A 19,652-nucleotide genomic window follows, 5' to 3' on the forward strand; every position below is an offset into this window, starting at 1 on the left:
ATCGAGAACCCGCTCTTCTTCAAGGACAACACACGCATGTTCTACGGCGACGCCAAGAAATCGCTCGATGAACTGCTGGCCCGCTCGGCCGCCTGAGGCCACCCGTTCAAGGAATGACGAGATGAACGCAGAGACCAAGATCCGCAACGACCTTAGCGCCTACTGGATGCCCTTCACCGCCAACCGGCAGTTCAAGGACAACCCGCGCATGATCGCCAGCGCCGAGGGGATGTACTATACCACCACAGACGGCAGGAAGGTCATGGACGGCACCGCCGGTCTGTGGTGCGTCAACGCGGGCCATCGCGCGCCGCGCATCACCGAAGCCGTGCAGCGGCAGGTCGAGGAGCTCGACTACGCGCCCGCCTTTCAGATGGGCCACCCCAAGGCCTTCGAACTGGCCTCGCGCCTCGCCGAGCTGGCGCCGGGCAATCTCAACCACGTCTTCTTCACCAATTCCGGCTCTGAATCGGTGGAGACCGCGCTGAAGATCGCGCTGGCCTATCACAAGGCCAAGGGCGAGCCGGGGCGCACCCGGCTGATCGGCCGCGAGAAGGGCTATCACGGCGTCAATTTCGGGGGCATTTCCGTCGGCGGGCTGGTCAACAATCGCCGCGCCTTCGGCACGCTCTTGGGCGGCGTCGACCACCTGCCGCATACCCATGACATCGCCCGCAACGGCTTTACCCGCGGCCAGCCAGAGCACGGCGCCGAGCTCGCCGACGAGCTGGAGCGGATGGTCGCGCTGCACGGGGCCGAGACCATCGCCGCGGTGATCGTCGAGCCGATGGCAGGCTCGGCGGGGGTGATCCTGCCGCCCAAGGGCTATTTGCAGCGGCTGCGCGAGATCACCCGCAAGCACGGCATCCTCTTGATCTTCGACGAGGTGATCACCGCCTATGGCCGCTTGGGCCGGGCCTTCGGTGCCGATTACTACGGCGTCGAGCCGGACCTGATCACCACCGCCAAGGGGCTGACCAACGGCGTCATCCCGATGGGCGCGGTGCTGGCCAGCGAGGAGATCCACGACGCCTTTATGACCGGCCCCGATCACATGATCGAGCTGTTCCACGGCTATACCTACTCGGGCAACCCGGTGGCCTGCGCCGCGGCGCTCGCGGCGCTCGACACCTACCGCGAGGAGGAGCTGTTCGAGCGCGCCGCCTCGCTCGAGGACTACTGGGCCGAGGCGCTGTTCAGCCTGAGGGACAAGCCCGGCGTGATCGACATTCGCGCCGTTGGCCTCGTCGGCGCGGTCGAGCTGGAGCCCTTTGCAGACGCGCCCACCAAGCGGGCCTTCGACACCTATCTGCGCGCCTGGGACAAGGGCGTGCACCTGCGCACCACCGGCGACACCATCGCCATGTCGCCGCCGCTGATCATCGAGAAAGCCGAGATCGACCAGCTGGTCGGCACGCTCGGCGAGGCGCTCGACGCCTGAGGAGGGCGGGCGGCGCTGCGGCCGGGGAGGGCCGCCGCGCCGCCTGCCAGCAATGGGAGGACACATGAAAGACATCCAGAGCAACACCCGGATCGACGGGGCCCGGCTGTGGGACTCGCTGATGGAGATGGCCAAGGTCGGCCCCGGCCTGCGCGGCGGCAACAACCGCCAGACCCTGACCGATGCCGACCGCGAGGGGCGCGACCTGTTCAAGCGCTGGTGCGAGGAGGCCGGCATGAGCGTCGGCGTCGATTCCATGGGCAACATGTTCGCCCGGCTCGAAGGCGCCGAGCCCGATCTCGACCCGGTGATGATGGGCAGCCATCTCGACACCCAGCCCACGGGGGGCAAGTATGACGGCGTGCTGGGCGTGCTCGCAGGCCTCGAGGTCGTGCGCTCGATCCGCGACCAGGGGATCACCCCGCGCCGCCCGATCGTCGTGGTCAACTGGACCAACGAGGAGGGCACCCGCTTCGCCCCCGCCATGCTGTCGAGCGGTGTCTTCGCGGGCGTGCACACGCAGGACTGGGCCTATGCGCGCGAGGATGCGGAAGGAAAGCGCTTCGGCGACGAGCTGGCCCGCATCGGCTATGTCGGTGACGAGCCGGTGGGCAGCCGCAAGATGCACGCGATGTTCGAGCTGCATATCGAGCAGGGCCCGATCCTCGAGGCCGAGGGCCGCGATATCGGCGTCGTCACCCACGGGCAGGGGCTGAGCTGGACGCAGGTGACCGTGACCGGCAAGGAGAGCCACACCGGCTCGACCCCGATGCCGATGCGCCGCAACGCCGGCCTCGGCATGGCGCGCATCCTCGACAAGGTCGACGAGATCGCGTGGTCCCACAAGCCGCACGCGGTGGGCGCGGCCGGCCATATCGAGGTCTTCCCGAACTCGCGCAACGTGATCCCCGGCAAGGCCGTCTTCACCGTCGACTTCCGTTCGCCGGAACTGTCGGTGATCGAGGACATGGAAGCCCGGCTGCGCAGCGAAGGCCGAAAGATCGCGGACGAAATGGAGCTGGAGATCGCCTTCGAGAAGGTCGGCGGCTTCGATCCGGTGCCCTTCAACGAGGGATGCGTCGACGCGGTGCTTCGTGCCGCCGAGAAGCTCGGCTATTCGCATCGCGAGATCATCTCGGGCGCGGGCCACGACGCCTGCTGGATCGCCCGCGTGGCGCCCACCGCGATGATCATGTGCCCCTGCGTCGATGGTCTGAGCCACAACGAGGACGAGGAAATCAGCCGCGAATGGGCCGCCGCCGGCTGCGACGTGCTGCTGCACGCCGTTCTGGAAACTGCCGAAATCGTGGAGTGAGGAGATGAGCATGAGAACCGTGATCAAGGGCGGCACCATCGTTGCCGCCGACCGCAGCTACGCCGCCGACATCGCCATCGAGGGCGAGACCATCGTGCAGATCGGCGCTGACCTGTCTGGCGACAAGGTGCTCGACGCCACCGGCTGCTACGTGATGCCGGGTGGGATCGACCCGCATGTGCATCTGAAGATGCCCTTCATGGGCACCCATTCGGCCGATGACTTCGAGAGCGGCACCCGCGCGGGCCTTGCGGGTGGCACCACCATGGTGGTCGATTTCTGCCTGCCCAGCCCCGGCCAGTCGCTCCTCGAAGCGCTCGAGGGCTGGCACGCCAAATCGCAGCGCGCCTGCGGCGACTACTCCTTCCACATGGCGGTGACCTGGTGGGGTGAGCAGGTGTTCGAGGAAATGCAGCAGGTCGTCGATCTGGGCATCAACTCCTTCAAACACTTCATGGCCTACAAGGGCGCGCTGATGGTCGATGACGACGAGCTGTTCGACTCGTTCCAGCGCTGCGCCGCGATCGGCGCCTTGCCGATGGTGCATGCCGAGAACGGCGACGTGGTCGCGACCATGCAGCAGAAACTGCTCGCGCAGGGCATCCGTGGTCCCGAGGGCCACGCCATGTCGCGTCCGCCCGAGGTCGAGGGCGAGGCCACCAACCGCGCCATCATGATCGCCGACATGGCGGGCGTGCCGCTCTACGTGGTCCACACCTCCTGCGAGCAGGCGCACGAGGCGATCCGCCGCGCCCGCCAGAAGGGCATGCGGGTCTATGGCGAGCCGCTGATCCAGCACCTCGTTCTCGACGACAGCGAGTATCGCGACCCCGACTGGGACCACGCCGCCCAGCGCGTGATGTCGCCGCCCTTTCGCGACAAGTCGAACCAGGACAGCCTCTGGGCCGGTCTCCAGGCGGGTTCGCTGCAGGTGGTGGCCACCGATCACTGCGCCTTCACCATCGACCAGAAGCGCACTGGCATCGACGATTTCACCAAGATCCCGAACGGTACCGGCGGGCTCGAGGACCGGATGCCGGTGCTCTGGACCGAAGGGGTGAACATCGGGCGGCTGACCAAGAACGAGTTCGTCGCCGTCACCTCGACCAACATCGCCAAGATCCTCAACATCTATCCGCAGAAGGGCGCGATCCTCGAAGGCTCGGACGCCGACATCGTGGTCTGGGATCCGAAGAAGTCGAAGGTGATCTCGCCCGAGACCCAGCAGTCGGTGGTCAAGTACAACGTCTTCGCGGGCCGCGAGGTCACCGGCCTGCCGCGCTACACGCTGAGCCGCGGCACGCTCGCGGTCGATGACGGGAAGATCTGCGCCACGCCCGGCCATGGCCGCTTCGTCAAGCGCCCCGCCTTCCCGGAGGTGAACAAGGCGCTGTCGAAGTGGAAGGAGGTGACGGCGCCGCGCAAGGTCGAGCGCAAGCCCGAGAACATGCCGGCCTGCGTCTGAGATGAAATGCCCCCGGGACTTTCGGGGGCATTTTCTTTAGCGCCCGGGGAAGAGAATAAGAGGGCGCCCAAGACCAATAACAGGGAGAGGACAAGACATGACGGACATGACTGCGGGAATCCCCGCGGCGGAAGGCGGGGGGCGCGCGCCCCTCGACGCCGCCGGGATGGATCCGAGGCTCTACAACGAGGACCAGCTGCCGACCACGGCGGCCGAGCGCACATGGGACTGGCTCGCCATCGCCGCGCTCTGGGTCGGCATGGTGGTCTGCATCCCGACCTACCTGCTGGCCTCCTACCTGATCAATTCCGGCATGAGCTGGGACCAGGCGGTGCTGACCATCCTCGCGGCCAATGCGATCGTGCTGATCCCGATGGTGCTTCTGGGCCATGCCGGCACGAAATACGGCATCCCGTTCCCGGTGCTCCTGCGCTCCTCCTTCGGCCCCTCGGGCGCCAAGATCCCGGCCGTGGCGCGCGGCATCGTCGCCTGCGGCTGGTTCGGCATCCAGACCTGGGTCGGCGGCTCGGCGATCTTCGTGATCCTCAACACGCTGACGGGCGGCGCGCTGGCGGGTGAGGCGATGCCGATCCTCGGGATCAGCCTCGCCGAGTTCGTCTGCTTCCTCGCCTTCTGGGCGCTGCATCTCTACTTCATCACCCATGGCACGGAATCGATCCGCTGGCTCGAGACCTATGCGGCGCCGTTCCTGCTATTGATGGGCTTCGCGCTGCTGGGCTGGGCCTGGTTCGCCGCCGGCGGCTTCGGCCCGATGCTCTCGACCCCGAGCGAATTCGATCCCGGCCAGCCGCAGGAAGGGCAGTTCTGGGTGGTGTTCTGGCCGAGCCTGACCGGCATGATCGGTTTCTGGGCGACGCTGGCGCTCAACATCCCGGACTTCACCCGCCACGCCAAGAGCCAGAAGGACCAGTTCCTCGGCCAGCTCGTCGGTCTGCCGATCCCGATGGCGCTGTTCGCCTTCATCGCCTCGGCGGTGACCTCGGCGACGATCGTGATCTATGGCGAGGCGATCTGGGATCCGATCCAGCTCGCGGAGCGGATGGGCGGCTTCTCGATCATCGTCGCGCTCTTCGCGCTGATCGTGGCGACGCTGACCACCAACCTCGCGGCCAACGTGGTGGCCCCGGCGCACGGCTTCTCGAACCTCGCGCCGAGCAAGATCAACCTCAAGCGCGGTGGCTACATCACGGCGGGCATCGGCATCGCCATGTTCCCCTGGGTGCTGGTGAACCACATCGTCGGCTGGCTGATCGCCTATTCGGCGCTGCTGGGTCCGATCGCGGGCGTGATGCTGGCGGATTACTACCTGCTGCGGAAGACCAAGCTCGAGGTGAAGGACCTGTTCCGGATGGACGGCATCTATTCGGGCCGCAACGGCACCAACTGGGCCGGGGTCGGCGCGCTGGTGATCGGCATCCTGCCGAACCTGCCGGGCTTCCTCGCCGGCGTCGGCATCACCGCCGGCACCTCGGACTTCTTCGCCACGATCTACACCTATGCCTGGTTCGTCGGGTTGTTCGTGGCTGGCGCGGCCTATCTCGTGCTTTCGAAGATCCTCAACAAGTGACGCCATACGCGTGACGGGCCGGGGCGGCAGGTGTCGCCCCGGCCTTTTCATGTCCGCAGACAGGAGAAGATGACATGCCCAAGGCCTACTGGATCGCCCACGTGACGGTCACCGACCCTGAGCCATACAAGCTCTACGCCGAAGGCGCGACGCAGGCGTTCCGCGAGCACGGCGCGCGGGTGCTGGCGCGCGGCGGCCGGATCGAGGCGCTGGAGGGCGAGAGCCATCCCCGCAACGTGGTGATCGAGTTCGACTCGATGGAGGCCGCGCTCGCCTGCTACAATTCCGACGCCTATCAGGCCGCGAAGCGCCACCGCGAGGGGGCGGGCATCGCCAACATCATGATCTTGGAGGGCGCGCCGGACTGACCGGCGCCGGGCGCGGTCACTCCAGACGGTAGGGCAGGTCCTGCCGCAGATCCGCGTCCACCTTCAGCCGTCCCTCGAGCGGCGGCACCGCGCGCTGGTGGCAGTTGGTGCGCTCGCAGATCCGGCAGGAGATGCCCACCGGCTCGAAGGCCTGGGCGGAATCGAGGTCCATGTGGTCGGCATAGACCAGCTCGCGCGCATGCTTCACCTCGCAGCCCAGCCCGATCGCGAAGCGCCGCACCGGCGCGCCCCATGCGCCCCCGCCGCCGCTGATGTCGCGCGCCAGCGAAAGATACCGCACCCCGTCCGGCGTCTCGGCCAGCTGGCGCAGCCAGCGCGTCGGCGTCTCGAAGGCCTGATGCACGTTCCATAGAGGGCAGGCGCCGCCATAGCGGGCGAATTGCAGCTGGGTGGCGGAGTGGCGCTTGGTCACGGTGCCCGCCTGATCGACCCGCACGAACCAGAAGGGCACGCCGCGCGCGCCGGGGCGCTGCAGGGTGGAAAGCCGGTGCGCCACCTGCTCGAGGCTGGCGCCGAACCGCTCGGCCAGAAGTTCGAGATCGTGGCGTGTCTCCTGCGCCGCGTCGAGGAAGGCGCCATAGGGCATCAGCGCCGCTCCCGCGAAATAGTTGGCCAATCCGATCCGGGCAATGTCGCGCGCGGTGCCGATCTCGAAGCGGCCGAGGTCGAGCGTGGCCTCGATCAGCTCCCGGTGCTCGATCAGGGCAAGCTGCACCAGAAGCTGGAATCGCCGGGTCGCGCGGGGCGCCCGGGACGACAGGGTGAGGCTTCGGTTCTCTGCATCGAAGCGCCGCAGCGGCGCCTCGGCCACCTCGCACAGGGTGATGCCGCGCGCGTCGAGCGCCTCGATCGCCGCCTGTGGCGCATCGTGCCCTTCGGCGGCGGCACGGCGGGCGAACTGCTCGGCGGCGCGGTCGATGGCGTCGATGTAATTGTCGCAATAATGGAAGAAGTCGCGCACCTCCTCCCAAGGCGAGACGGCGGCACCGGCGCGTCCCAGCGCTTCGTCGAATGAGGCGAGACGATCCTGGGTCCGGCGATAGGCGGCGTGCAGGTCGAGGAGGGCGCGCGCCACCGAAGGGGCGTTGGCGGCGACCATGCGCAGGTCCGAAAGCGCCGGCTGCACGCCGCTCAGCACCGGGTCGGCCAGCGCCTCGCGCATGTCCGAAGCAAGGCGGATCTCCTCGCCGGAGGTCAGCTCGGTCACGTCGAAGCCGAATTCGCGCGCCAGCGCCAGCACCACGCCCGCCGAGACGGGGCGGTTGTTGTTCTCCATCTGGTTCAGATAGGGCAGGGATACCCCCAGCCTTTCGGCAAAGCGCTTCTGGGTCAGCCCGATCCGTCCGCGCAGTTCACGCAGCTGGGTCCCGGCATAATGCTTCTGAACCGCCATCCCGCCTCCACTTTGCCAATTTGCATAGACAACGCTCTGCATAATGCCGAGTTTGCAAATTCGCGCAATCGTACTGGGAAGCTGGGGCCTTCTTTTCCTAGGATGGCGCCCGAAGGAGGACGCCGATGCAAGAGATTTTGCGCGAGCTCGAAGAGCGCCGCGCCTCGGCCCGGCAGGGTGGGGGCGAAAAGCGGATCGCGGCGCAGCACGCCAAGGGCAAGCTGACCGCGCGCGAGCGGATCGAGCTGCTGCTCGACGAGGGCAGCTTCGAGGAATACGACATGTTCGTGGCCCATCGCTGCACCGATTTCAGCATGCAGGAGAGCCGACCCGCCGGCGACGGCGTCGTCACCGGCTGGGGTACGGTGAACGGCCGGATGATCTATGTCTTCAGCCAGGACTTCACCGTCTTCGGCGGATCGCTGTCGGAAACCCACGCCCAGAAGATCTGCAAGATCATGGACATGGCGATGCGCAACGGCGCGCCTGTCGTCGGCATCAACGATTCCGGCGGCGCCCGCATTCAGGAGGGCGTGGCGTCGCTTGGCGGCTATGCCGAGGTGTTCCAGCGCAACGTGCTGGCCTCGGGCGTGGTGCCGCAGATTTCGCTGATCATGGGGCCCTGCGCGGGCGGCGCGGTCTATTCGCCGGCCATGACCGACTTCATCTACATGGTGAAGGACTCGTCCTACATGTTCGTCACCGGCCCCGACGTGGTGAAGACCGTGACCGGCGAGGTGGTCACCGCCGAGGAGCTGGGCGGCGCGCTGACGCATGCGCGCAAGTCGAGCGTCGCCGACGCGGCCTTCGAGAACGATGTCGAGGCGCTTCTGGAGGCGCGGCGGCTGATCGATTTCCTGCCGCTCAACAATCGCGAAAAGGCGCCCAAGCGACCCTTCTTCGACGATCCCGCGCGCGAGGAGCCGAGCCTCGACAGCCTGATCCCCGCCAACCCGAACCAGCCCTACGACATGCACGAGCTGGTCACCAAGATCGCCGACGAGGGCGACTTCCTCGAAATGCAGGCGGAGTTCGCCAAGAACATCCTCACCGGCTTCATCCGGCTCGAAGGCCAGACCGTCGGCGTCGTCGCCAACCAGCCTATGGTGCTGGCGGGCTGCCTCGACATCGACTCGAGCCGCAAGGCCGCGCGCTTCGTGCGGTTCTGCGACGCCTTCGAGATCCCGATCCTGACGCTCGTGGACGTGCCGGGCTTCCTGCCGGGCACGGGCCAGGAATATGGCGGGGTGATCAAGCATGGCGCGAAGCTCCTCTTCGCCTATGGCGAGGCGACGGTGCCCAAGGTCACCGTCATCACCCGCAAGGCCTATGGCGGCGCCTATGACGTCATGGCGTCCAAGCACCTGCGCGGAGACGTGAACTATGCCTGGCCCACCGCGCAGATCGCCGTGATGGGGGCCAAGGGCGCGACCGAGATCCTGTATCGCTCGGAACTGGGCGATCCCGACAAGATCGCCAAGCGCACCAAGGATTACGAAGACCGCTTCGCCAACCCCTTCGTCGCCGCCGAGCGCGGCTTCGTCGACGAGGTGATCATGCCGCGCGCCACCCGTCGCCGCACCGCCCGCGCCTTCGCCGCCCTGCGGAACAAGAGCCTCGAGAACCCGTGGAGGAAGCATGACAACATCCCGCTCTGAGGCACGCCCGCCGTTCCGCAGCCTGCTCGTCGCCAATCGCGGCGAGATCGCCTGCCGGGTGATCCGCTCCGCCCGCGCGATGGGGATCGAGACCATCGCGGTGCATTCCGAGGCCGATCGCGACGCGGTGCATGTCGCCATGGCCGACCGCGCGGTCGAGATCGGGCCCGCGCCCGCGGCGCAGTCCTATATCGACATCGACCGCGTGATGCGGGCGATCGAGGAAGCCGGCGCCGAGGCGGTGCATCCGGGCTACGGCTTTCTCTCCGAGAACCCGAAATTCGCCCGCGCGCTGGCCGATCGCGGCGTGGCCTTCGTCGGACCGCCGGTCGGCGCGATCGAGGCGATGGGCGACAAGATCGCCTCCAAGAAGATCGCGGCCGAAGCCGGCGTCAGCACGGTGCCGGGCCATATGGGCCTGATCGAGGATGCCGATGAGGCGGTGCGGATCGCACAGCAGATCGGCTATCCGGTGATGATCAAGGCCAGCGCCGGCGGCGGCGGCAAGGGGATGCGGATCGCACATGACGAAGCGCAGGCACGCGAAGGCTTCGAGGCCTCCAAGCGCGAGGCGGCCAGTTCCTTCGGCGACGACCGGATCTTCATCGAGAAGTTCGTGGTCGGTCCGCGCCATATCGAGATCCAGGTGCTGGCCGACAAGCACGGCAACTGCGTCTATCTGGGCGAGCGCGAATGCTCGATCCAGCGCCGTAACCAGAAGGTCGTCGAAGAGGCGCCTTCGCCTTTCCTCGACCCCGAAACCCGGGCCGCGATGGGCGCGCAGGCCTGCGCGCTGTCGCAGGCGGTCGGCTACGAGAGCGCCGGCACTGTCGAGTTCATCGTCGATGCCGATCGCAACTTCTACTTCCTCGAGATGAACACGCGGCTGCAGGTCGAGCATCCGGTGACCGAGCTGATCACCGGCATAGATCTCGTCGAGCAGATGATCCGCGTGGCCGCGGGCGAGCCGCTGCCCTTCGTGCAGGACGACATCAAACTCAATGGCTGGGCGATCGAGAGCCGGCTCTATGCCGAGGATCCGTATCGCGGCTTCCTGCCCTCGATCGGGCGGCTCACGCGCTACCGCCCGCCGCAGGAATTCGCGTCCCAAGCGGAGGTCGTGCGCAACGACACCGGCGTCGCCGAGGGCGGCGAGATCTCGATGCATTACGACCCGATGATCGCCAAGCTCTGCACATGGGCGCCGGACCGCGAGCGTGCCGTGGATGCCATGGAGCGCGCGCTCGACGGCTTCGAGCTGGAGGGCATCGGTCACAACCTGCCGTTCCTCTCTGCGGTGATGGCGCATCCGAAGTTCCGCTCGGGCGATATCCATACCGGCTTCATCGCCGAGGAATGGCCCGAGGGCTTCTCGGGCGTCGACCTGCCGCGCGACACGCTGCGCCGGATCGCCGCCGCCTGCGCCACGCTGCAGCGGATCGAGGAGATCCGCCGGGCCCGGATCTCGGGCCGGATCGACCACCACGAGCGCCGCGTCGGCGAGGCCTTCGTGGTGCAGGTCGCCGCCGAGAGCCACGCGGTGACGCTGAAGGCCGGGGAGGGCGCCACCGACGTGTGTTTCGAGGACGGCACGGTGCTGCGGGTCGCGGGCGACTGGACCCCGGGCGCGCGGCTGGCCCGGCTCACGGTCGAGGGAACGGATACGGTGCTGAAGGTCGAGCCGCGCATCGCGGGGTTCCGGGTGCGCCATCGCGGCGCCGATCTCGACGTGAAGGTCTGGACCGCGCGGCAGGCCGAACTGGCGGCGCTGATGCCGGAAAAGCAGGCGGCCGATACCTCGAAGCTGCTACTATGCCCGATGCCGGGCGTGGTGGTGCATGTCGCGGTCGAGGAGGGGCAGGAGGTCGAGGAGGGCCAGCCGCTCTGCACCGTCGAGGCGATGAAGATGGAGAACGTGCTGCGCGCCGAGCGCAAGCTCAAGGTCGCGAAGCTGCACGCGGCGGCCGGAGACAGCCTCTCGGTCGATCAGACCATCATGGAATTCGAATGAGCCTGGGAGGGCCATGACATGACCGAGAACAGCGACCCCCGCGGATCATGGGCCGCGCGCGCCCGCAAGGAGCTGAAGGGCCGCGATCCCGAAAGCCTGACGCGCGACACGCTGGAGGGGATCGCGGTCAAGCCGGTCTATGACGCGGGCGACCTCGAAGGGCTGTCGCATCTGGATGCAATGCCCGGCGAGGCGCCCTATGCGCGCGGCGTCCGCTCGACCATGTATGCCGGTCGGCCCTGGACGATCCGGCAATATGCGGGCTTCTCCACGGCGGAGGAATCGAACGCCTTCTACCGGCGGGCGCTGGAGGGCGGGCAGCAGGGCGTCTCGGTCGCCTTCGATCTCGCCACCCATCGCGGTTATGACAGCGACCACCCCCGGGTCGAGGGCGATGTCGGCAAGGCGGGCGTGGCGATCGACAGCGTCGAGGACATGAAAATCCTGTTCGACGGCATCCCGCTCGACAAGGTGTCGGTCTCGATGACGATGAACGGCGCGGTGATCCCGATCCTCGCCAGCTTCATCGTCGCGGGCGAGGAGCAGGGCGTGCCGGTCGAGAAGCTCTCGGGCACGATCCAGAACGACATCCTCAAGGAGTTCATGGTCCGCAACACCTATGTCTATCCGCCGGAACCCTCGATGCGGATCGTGGCGGACATCATCGGCTACACCGCGGATCACATGCCGAAATTCAACTCGGTCTCGATCTCGGGCTACCACATGCAGGAGGCTGGCGCCGATCTCGTGCAGGAGCTGGCCTTCACCCTGGCCGACGGGCGCGAATACGTGCGCGCGGCGATCGCACGCGGCATGGATGTGGACCGCTTCGCCGGACGGCTCTCGTTCTTCTTCGCGATCGGCATGAACTTCTTCATGGAGGCCGCGAAGCTGCGCGCAGCCAGGCTGCTGTGGCACCGGATCATGGAAGAGTTCGAGCCGAAGGATCCCAAGAGCCTGATGCTGCGCACCCATTGCCAGACCTCGGGCGTGTCGCTCCAGGCGCAGGATCCCTACAACAACGTCGTGCGCACCGCCTACGAGGCGCTGTCGGCGGTGCTCGGCGGGACCCAGTCGCTGCACACCAACGCGCTCGACGAGGCGATAGCCCTCCCTACCGATTTCTCGGCCCGCATCGCCCGTAACACCCAGCTGATCCTGCAGGAGGAGACCGGCATCACCGACGTCATCGATCCGCTGGCGGGGTCGTATTACGTCGAGCGGCTGACCCACGAACTGGCCGAGAAGGCCTGGGCGCTGATCGAGGAGGTCGAGGGCCTGGGCGGCATGACCAAGGCGGTGGCGAGCGGAATGCCCAAGCTTCGGATCGAGGAGACGGCGGCAAGGCGGCAGGCGCTGATCGACCGGGGTGAACAGGTGAACGTCGGCGTCAACAAGTACCGCAAGGAGCGCGAGGATCCGATCGACATCCTCGACATCGACAACGTCAAGGTGCGCGACGGGCAGGTGGCGCGGCTGGAGGCGATCCGGGCGACCCGCGACCAGGCGGCCTGCGACGCGGCGCTGACGGCGCTGGAGGAGGTCGCGCGGGGGGATGGCAACCTTCTGGAAGCGGCGGTCGAGGCGGCCCGGGCGCGCGCCACGGTGGGGGAGATCAGCATGGCGATGGAAAAGGTCTTCGGCCGGCATCGGGCCGAGGTGAAGACGCTGGCGGGCGTCTATGGCAAGGCCTGGGAGGGCGACGAGGGTTTCGAGCGGATCCAGAAGGAGATCGCCGATTTCGCCGCGGCCGAGGGTCGCCGCCCGCGCATGCTGGTGGTGAAGATGGGTCAGGACGGGCACGACCGCGGCGCCAAGGTGATCGCCACCGCCTTCGCGGATCTGGGCTTCGACGTCGACATGGGGCCGCTGTTCCAGACGCCGGAAGAGGCGGCTCAGGACGCGCTCGACAACGACGTGCACGTGGTGGGCATCTCCAGCCAGGCCGCGGGGCATCGCACCCTCGCGCCGAAGCTGGTGGCCGCGCTGCGCGAGCAGGGGGCGGGCGAGATCCTCGTGGTCTGTGGCGGGGTGATCCCCGATCAGGATCACGAGATGCTGAAACAGGCCGGTGTCGCCGCGATCTTCGGTCCGGGCACCAATATCCCCAAGGCGGCCTCGGAGATCCTGTCGATGATCTCGAAGACCGGGGGGTAGCTCCGGGCCTTGCTCGGGTCTCGGCTCACGTCACCTCGCGAGTCGGGATTGCTCGCGGGGTGCCGGTTTGCCGGCAGCCGGTGTCTCGAAAAATGGACAAATCATTCGGACCGGCGGGTGCGCCTCGCGAAGAGCGACGATTTTGCCGACGTGTCGTACCGGACCGACATCCTCGCCGACATGCCCTGCATGGTGACAGCCACTGTGCCGCGGTGGGCCATGGCATGATCCACCAGCTCACGCCGAGAAGCTGCCCCAGCGCATCGCGTTCGGCGTGGCCCGAACCACTCACGGCTCAGACATCACATCGGACTTGCCGACGAAGCTAAGGGCGATGCCATGCTCTCCATACGTGCTGGTGATAGCGGTCTGGTCCCCCGAGCAGGGTCCGACGCGCTGCTTCATCATCGGACCGAGGCAGCCCGCATCGAGCGACGGATTTCAGTCTTATCGGCCCATACACCATACCACCTGCCAGAAAGGCCGCTCCGGCAAGGTCAGGGGATGCTCTCGAAGGGAGAGTGCCTGCCATTAACGAACCGGTAAGATTCACCGCTCATTATCGATGCCGAGCACAGCACGAAGCGCTTGCAAGGCCTATGAATGCCGGGACACCGCACGAAGCAACGATCTCGACGGCGTCTAGAACCTCTACGGTCGGAAGCGCGAGGTTTCCGGCTCGATGGGGCCTGCAGGCCGCGATGCTACGGCATTGCCCCCGCCCTGATATGGGCAGTGAGCCAAGGCGTCCCGAGGTTTTCGACGCCTCGTGTGCACATGACGATCTTGTGGCCTTAGGGCCATTAAGCGTCAGGGAGGAAACAGTCTTGGCGCCTCCGCCACAGAAATGCCCGACTTCCCTTCGACATGTTACGGAATTCAGCCTGAACCATCGGATCTGATGGCCGGCATTGGACAAGACGGGGAAGGCACGATGAAAAATTCGGCAATCATGGGCAAACTGGTCTGCGCTGGCTTGGCCCTTGCCATGAGCGGGGTAGTCGCGGGCGGCGCCAAGGCCGATACGGCAGCGGTGGACGCGCTCGCCGAGCGTGCTGCCGCCGCGATCGGGCGGCTGCACTCCAATGCGCAAAGGGCGCTGGTGACGGTCGCACAGGACGAGGCCTTTGCCGACTATTTTCATACTCACGATGCTTCGGAACGGCACCGCCACAAGTCGCGGATCGACGAGGTCTCGCTTGCCACGCAGGACAAGTTCCACGTCGAGGAAATGTGCCTGATCGACCCGCAGGGCGCTGAGATATCCCGCATCGTCGGTGACGAAATCGCCCATGATCTTGCGACCGATGAGGCCGATGCGCCGTTCTTCGCGCCCGGCTTCGCGGCAGATCACCGACAGGTCTATACCTCGCCGATCTACCTGTCGCCGGACGCGGACAAATGGGTGGTCGCCTACGTGACTCCCGTTCTGGTCGACGGGGACAAGCGGTCGATCCTGCATTACGAACATGCCTTCACGGCTTACGGCGACATCCTCCAGCGGCTGGCTGCCAATGATGCGGGCGAGATCATGATCGTCGCCGATACCGGACACGTGATCTTCGACAGCCGGCGCGAGATCCCCACCGAGCGGGTCGGTGATCTCGAGGATCGGGACGACTATTTCGATGGCTTCGACTTTGCCGGCCTCGACCTCGCGGGCTTCCGCCAGGCGATCGGCCAGGATGCCACCCGGGGTCAGGGCCGCATCACCGGCCAAGATGTGGATCGCGATGCCGCGTTCCGGGTCGTGGGTCCCTGGACCCTCATCGGCTGGCAGGATCTCTGAGCATGGCCACGGCCACCCCTGTCGCTCGCTGGGCGCGGGCGGGGTTGCGCCTCAAGGTGGCGGCGATGCTGTTCACCTGCGCTCTCGTATCGCTGGGAATTGGCACCTTGGTTGCCACCTATTTCGGAGAGCGTGCGCTGCGGGCCGAAGTCGCGGACAAGGCCACGCGTACCCTCAATGCCGAGATGCTCGATCTGGAGCGTTGGCTGGACCGCACGATGTACGACCTGACCACGCTCGCCGAGACGAACGTGATGCAGGACGTCCTGATCGCCGACGGCATCGGCGAGATCGCCAGGTCGCTGGCGGCGATGCGGACGCGATATCGCGAGTTCGCGGCATTCGTGGTGACCGACGAAACCGGCGCGGTGATCGCGGCCGAGGGAGTTGATCTGAGCCCCGGTCAGGATCTCGACATCGACCATCTGGACCAAAGCCTCGCCGGGCTTCCGGTCGTGGGGGGGTTCGACGCGCATCCCGGCCTTGCCGACGACTCCTTTCTGTTCAGCGTGCCGATCCGGGCCGAGTATGACCAAAGCACCGTGATCGGCGTGCTCTCGGGCACGATCGGCATGGACCGGCTGCGTGAACAGCTTGCCCGCGTGCAGATCGGCGATGAGGCCCAAGGCGCCGAGCGCGCGTTGCTGCTACGCGATGGCGAGGGACGGCTCCTCTACCGCACCGGTTCGGACACGGCCGACGAAATCGTGCAGCGCCTTCTTGCGGCCGTGGAGGGAGCCGCGCCGGGCGAGGCGCTAGTGCGGGATCAGGGCCCCGATCTGGTCACCTCGGCGCAGTTTCCCGCCGAGAGCCCGTTCGCACATCTCGAGTTGCAGATGCTCTCGGGCGTGACCGAGGAGGCCGCTTTCGGCAGCATTGCGCAGCTCAAACGCACTCTCACGCTGACCACCGTTTTCCTCGGGTTGACGATGCTGGTCTTCGGCTGGATCGCCTCGCGCGGCCTGACCGATCCGATCACCGCCATGAGCGCGGCAATGAACAGGTTGTCGACGGGTGCGCGAGACGAAAGCCGGACGCCCGAAGTGGCTGAGCTGATCGCGCCCTCGATCCTCGCCCGGAAGGACGAGATCGGCCTGCTGGCCCGCAGTTTCGACGGGTTGATCACACAACTCGCCCAAGCCCGCGCTCGCCTGATCGAACAGTCCGAGCTGGAGATCGCCAAGCGCAACATGCGTCTCGACGCCGCGCTGAACAACATGTCCCAAGGCCTCTGCATGTACGGCCCCAAGGGCGAACTGGTCGTGCACAATCGCCGCTTCGAGGAGATCTACGGCCTGCCTTCCGGGGCTCTCAAGCCGGGCATGAAGATCGCGCAGATCCTCGAGGTCATGAACAGGGCGGGGCATGTCACCGAGGCACAGGACGCCGACTTCATCTCGCTCCTCACGCGACGCGACAGCGACCGCGAGACCTTGACCCATCTCGCCTCCACCGGCGACGGCCGGTCGGTATCGGTTTCCTGCGTGCCGATGCCTGCCGGCGGCTGGGTCGCCACCTTCGAGGATGTCACCCAGCGCAAGCGCGACGAGGCCCGGATCGAACACATGGCGCCTCACGACGCGCTCACCGACCTCCCCAATCGCTTGCTGTTCACGCGCCGGATCGAAGAAACCCTTGCAGTCGCGGCGCGCGGTCGGCAGCACGCCGTGCTCTATCTCGACCTCGACCACTTCAAGGCGGTCAACGACCTGCACGGCCATCCCGCAGGAGACGAACTGCTCCGCCATGTGGGCGCGCGGCTGCGTGGCTGCCTGCGTCCCTCGGGCGTGGTCGCGCGGCTCGGCGGTGACGAGTTCGCGATCATCGAAAGCGACATCGCGTCGGGCGAGGAGGCGCGCAAGCTGGCAGAACGCATCATCGAGGAGATCACCCGACCGTTCGAGATCGCCGGCCACCAGGTCGCGATCGGCACCAGCATCGGAATCGCGCTCTATCCCGATGACGGCGGCGACGCCCAGACGCTGGTCAAGGCCGCGGACATGGCGCTCTACCGGGCCAAGGCCGATGGACGCAACGGCTTCCGTTTCTTCGAGCAGGAGATGGACAGCTCGATGCAGCAACGCCGGATGCTCGAACGGGATCTTCGCCTGGCCTTGCAGAATGACGAGTTCGAGGTCCACTACCAGCCCATCGTCGACATGGCGACGAGCCGGGTCAGCTGCTTCGAGGCGCTGCTGCGCTGGACGCATCCCGAGCGCGGCGCGGTGTCGCCCGCGGAGTTCATCCCGCTTGCGGAGGAGATCGGGCTGATCAGCGAGATCGGTGCCTGGGTGCTGCAGCGCGCCTGTGACGCCGCCGCCGGCTGGCCCGCCCATGTTCGCATCGCGGTCAACCTGTCACCGGCGCAGTTCCGCTCGCAGCAATTGCTCGACCAAGTGGCTCAGGCGCTGTCGCAGGCCGGGCTGGAACCGCAGCGGCTGGAGCTGGAGATCACCGAATCCGTTCTGCTGCGGCAGAGCGAACTCGTGCTGTCGATCCTGAAACAGCTGCGCGGTATGGGTGTGCGCGTGTCGATGGACGATTTCGGCACGGGCTACAGCTCGTTGGGTTACCTGCGCTCTTTCCCGTTCGACAAGATCAAGATCGACCGTTCCTTCATTCGCGATATCGAGAAGAGCGGCGACGCGCTGTCCATCGTGCGGGCGATCACCGGGTTGGGGACGAGCCTCGGAATGACCACCACCGCCGAAGGGGTCGAGACCTTCGAACAGCTCAACCAGCTGCGCTCCGAGGGCTGCAATGAAGTGCAAGGCTTCTACTACAGCCCGGCAGTCCGGCTCGACGCGGTCCCGGCATTGCTCGAAGGCATCGGCGCCGCCCACTACGGCAACATGTCGATGCCATCGAGTTCGAGACCGAAGCGAATCCCGGCCTGATGGTATGGATAGCCCCATGATGCATGGCGGCATCTTCTTCGCTGACTTCGAGGCGAGGATACCATGAAGTAGTGCGACTTGTGGGGGCCGTATGCTGCGTATGCATCGCACCCCCGCAGGCCATTGCGGTTCGGGAGGATGACGCCGGGCGGTCCTCGATGATCGTCGCTACGCGGTTCGCCGTAAATTTGGTGAACTACGGCTATGACGCGCCATCCGCGCCTCAATCAGCCGTAAGGGATTGCTCAGGCCGCCGCTCGCCCTTCGAGCCATGAACCATGCCCCAAAAGGCAATCAGCGGGTGCTGATCCCAAGCACGAGCAGCGGAACGCCAAGCGTATCATCCTGCGATGTTCCCTTGTGCCGTCATGGTCGCATGAAGGCGTCTCCCGGGGCTTGGGGCAGAGCTTCGGCGAGATCGTTCAGGCTATCGATCAGGAGCTGCGCCGCGTAGCGCGGGTTGTGGGCATGGGCGCCTTCGTCTTTCGCGACGAACTGGTAGTTGTAGGCCGCGCGCAGCAGCCGAGGTGTCCAACTGGCATAGCGATTGTCGCGTACGGTCTCCTCCGCGTCGGCCTGCCCGTCGCCGTCGAGATCGGTGAAGAAGTAGGGAAAGCTGTCCGGCGCGTAGAGAATGGCCGCGTCGCTGACGGTCTCGGCGTAGAGCATGATCATCCTGCGCAGATGTTCGTGCAGGGATTCGATCTCCGAGGCGATGCCTTCGGCGGTGTCGCCGTCGCTGTCTGGGTCCGCTTCACTCGTTCGGATCGCGCGCGAATTCTCCACGCCTGCGTGACAGCTCGTGCAGTCGACGATCTCGATCGCCGTGTCATGCGCGCCGTGGCAGCCCGCGCAGTCGTCGAAGCCCGGAACATGCGCGAAACGTCCCGCATAACTCCGGCCCTTGTATTCATAGCCGCCGCCGGCCTCGGCACCCAGCAATGTCGCCGCGGCCGCGGAGTAATGGACATTGATGAAGCTCAACCGGTCCGACACCTCGTCGTCGCCGAGATCCGCGATGGCCGAGTCGACGTCCTCCCCGGACGCGCGGCCTTGGTGACAGACCGCGCAGACCGCCATTCCCGACCCAAGCGAAATCGCCGCGCCTGAGGGAAAGGGAAGGGTGGTGAGCGACGCCGCTTCCGGGGCGTGACACGAGGTGCATTCGACCAAATCCCCCGTGGGGACGGGATGGTCGATGACGCCTGCGGTGGTCATCGGCGAGGCGAGATAGGCCCTAAAGCCCGTGGTGGAATGGCACGCGGCGCAGGCGCCGGGGATCTCGCCCTCCTCGTCCCAGTGGCGGAACGCTTCCGACATGGCGTCGGCGTGGCCCGAGGCCATCCAGTCCTCGACGATCTCTTCCAGCGTGGGTTCGAGGTCTTGCGCCAGTGACCAGACCGGGACGAGGCTGCCGGTCAGTAACGCTGACAGCAGGAATGCAGGGCGGCGCATGGCATCTCTCCGACGGGCTGGGGCCAGATGTTTCGATGATGCGATGCAGGGCCGCCTCGAGCCTTGATCGAGATCAAGGCGGCCGCGCGGCGGT

Annotated in this window: 12 protein-coding genes; 10 read left to right on the plus strand and 2 right to left on the minus strand. The window is 66.6% G+C overall.

All coding sequences use genetic code 11. The annotated features are described in order from the left end of the window. Nucleotides 1-121 precede the first annotated feature (121 nt). The 5 genes from O4G76_RS17920 (at nt 122) to O4G76_RS17940 (ending at nt 6,177) form a co-directional block, all read left to right on the plus strand. Complete coding sequence (locus O4G76_RS17920; RefSeq protein WP_269398610.1) at nt 122-1,441, plus strand: aspartate aminotransferase family protein; 1,320 nt, start codon at nt 122-124, stop codon at nt 1,439-1,441. Between the two features lie 64 nt (nt 1,442-1,505). Next, nucleotides 1,506-2,756: a Zn-dependent hydrolase gene (locus O4G76_RS17925; RefSeq protein WP_269398611.1), complete on the plus strand. Its 1,251-nt coding sequence runs from the start codon at nt 1,506-1,508 to the stop codon at nt 2,754-2,756. Between the two features lie 10 nt (nt 2,757-2,766). Beyond that, complete coding sequence (gene hydA / locus O4G76_RS17930) at nt 2,767-4,221, plus strand: dihydropyrimidinase (RefSeq protein ID WP_269398612.1); 1,455 nt, start codon at nt 2,767-2,769, stop codon at nt 4,219-4,221. Nucleotides 4,222-4,318: 97 nt separating this feature from the next. Beyond that, complete coding sequence (locus O4G76_RS17935) at nt 4,319-5,809, plus strand: NCS1 family nucleobase:cation symporter-1 (protein ID WP_269398613.1); 1,491 nt, start codon at nt 4,319-4,321, stop codon at nt 5,807-5,809. Nucleotides 5,810-5,883: 74 nt separating this feature from the next. Continuing rightward, nucleotides 5,884-6,177, plus strand: a complete 294-nt coding sequence (locus O4G76_RS17940; RefSeq protein WP_253330509.1) for a DUF1330 domain-containing protein — start codon at nt 5,884-5,886, stop codon at nt 6,175-6,177. A gap of 16 nt (nt 6,178-6,193) precedes the next feature. On the opposite strand, the gene O4G76_RS17945 is transcribed toward O4G76_RS17940, so the two are convergent. Beyond that, nucleotides 6,194-7,591 carry a short-chain fatty acyl-CoA regulator family protein gene (locus tag O4G76_RS17945; RefSeq protein ID WP_269398614.1) on the minus strand — a complete coding sequence of 466 codons (1,398 nt, stop codon included), beginning with the start codon at nt 7,589-7,591 and terminating at the stop codon, nt 6,194-6,196. A gap of 125 nt (nt 7,592-7,716) precedes the next feature. On the opposite strand from O4G76_RS17945, the gene O4G76_RS17950 reads away from it, so the two are divergent. The 5 genes from O4G76_RS17950 (at nt 7,717) to O4G76_RS17970 (ending at nt 18,103) form a co-directional block, all read left to right on the plus strand. After that, a complete protein-coding gene (locus O4G76_RS17950) occupies nt 7,717-9,249 on the plus strand; it encodes an acyl-CoA carboxylase subunit beta (protein WP_269398615.1) in 1,533 nt (510 codons plus the stop codon). Continuing rightward, nucleotides 9,230-11,260, plus strand: coding sequence for an acetyl/propionyl/methylcrotonyl-CoA carboxylase subunit alpha (locus tag O4G76_RS17955; protein WP_269398616.1), 2,031 nt, complete (start codon nt 9,230-9,232; stop codon nt 11,258-11,260). The genes O4G76_RS17950 and O4G76_RS17955 overlap by 20 nt, the downstream gene beginning before the upstream one ends. An 18-nt stretch (nt 11,261-11,278) precedes the next feature. Continuing rightward, nucleotides 11,279-13,417 (plus strand): methylmalonyl-CoA mutase, encoded by a 2,139-nt coding sequence (scpA, locus tag O4G76_RS17960; RefSeq protein ID WP_269398617.1) that lies wholly within the window; start codon nt 11,279-11,281, stop codon nt 13,415-13,417. Between the two features lie 901 nt (nt 13,418-14,318). Beyond that, on the plus strand, nt 14,319-15,206 hold the full coding sequence (locus tag O4G76_RS17965) for a hypothetical protein (RefSeq protein ID WP_269398618.1): 888 nt from the start codon (nt 14,319-14,321) through the stop codon (nt 15,204-15,206). A 2-nt stretch (nt 15,207-15,208) separates the two neighbouring features. Continuing rightward, a complete protein-coding gene (locus tag O4G76_RS17970; RefSeq protein WP_269398619.1) occupies nt 15,209-18,103 on the plus strand; it encodes an EAL domain-containing protein in 2,895 nt (964 codons plus the stop codon). 366 nt (nt 18,104-18,469) lie between these two features. On the opposite strand, the gene O4G76_RS17975 is transcribed toward O4G76_RS17970, so the two are convergent. Next, nucleotides 18,470-19,558, minus strand: coding sequence for a polyheme membrane-associated cytochrome C (locus O4G76_RS17975; protein WP_269398620.1), 1,089 nt, complete (start codon nt 19,556-19,558; stop codon nt 18,470-18,472). Nucleotides 19,559-19,652: the final 94 nt, after the last annotated feature.

This window comes from Limimaricola sp. G21655-S1 (genome assembly GCF_027213785.1).
GTDB lineage: Bacteria > Pseudomonadota > Alphaproteobacteria > Rhodobacterales > Rhodobacteraceae > Limimaricola.

What these genes read in the sequence shown, in the direction of transcription:
- hydA (WP_269398612.1), top strand. Translation starts at nt 2,767, where the DNA reads ATGAGAACCGTGATCAAGGGCGGCACCATCGTTGCCGCCGACCGCAGC.
- scpA (WP_269398617.1), top strand. Translation starts at nt 11,279, where the DNA reads ATGACCGAGAACAGCGACCCCCGCGGATCATGGGCCGCGCGCGCCCGC.
- O4G76_RS17920 (WP_269398610.1), top strand. Translation starts at nt 122, where the DNA reads ATGAACGCAGAGACCAAGATCCGCAACGACCTTAGCGCCTACTGGATG.
- O4G76_RS17940 (WP_253330509.1), top strand. Translation starts at nt 5,884, where the DNA reads ATGCCCAAGGCCTACTGGATCGCCCACGTGACGGTCACCGACCCTGAG.
- O4G76_RS17955 (WP_269398616.1), top strand. Translation starts at nt 9,230, where the DNA reads ATGACAACATCCCGCTCTGAGGCACGCCCGCCGTTCCGCAGCCTGCTC.
- O4G76_RS17975 (WP_269398620.1), bottom strand. Translation starts at nt 19,558, where the DNA reads ATGCGCCGCCCTGCATTCCTGCTGTCAGCGTTACTGACCGGCAGCCTC.
- O4G76_RS17935 (WP_269398613.1), top strand. Translation starts at nt 4,319, where the DNA reads ATGACGGACATGACTGCGGGAATCCCCGCGGCGGAAGGCGGGGGGCGC.
- O4G76_RS17965 (WP_269398618.1), top strand. Translation starts at nt 14,319, where the DNA reads ATGGCCGGCATTGGACAAGACGGGGAAGGCACGATGAAAAATTCGGCA.
- O4G76_RS17950 (WP_269398615.1), top strand. Translation starts at nt 7,717, where the DNA reads ATGCAAGAGATTTTGCGCGAGCTCGAAGAGCGCCGCGCCTCGGCCCGG.
- O4G76_RS17970 (WP_269398619.1), top strand. Translation starts at nt 15,209, where the DNA reads ATGGCCACGGCCACCCCTGTCGCTCGCTGGGCGCGGGCGGGGTTGCGC.
- O4G76_RS17945 (WP_269398614.1), bottom strand. Translation starts at nt 7,591, where the DNA reads ATGGCGGTTCAGAAGCATTATGCCGGGACCCAGCTGCGTGAACTGCGC.
- O4G76_RS17925 (WP_269398611.1), top strand. Translation starts at nt 1,506, where the DNA reads ATGAAAGACATCCAGAGCAACACCCGGATCGACGGGGCCCGGCTGTGG.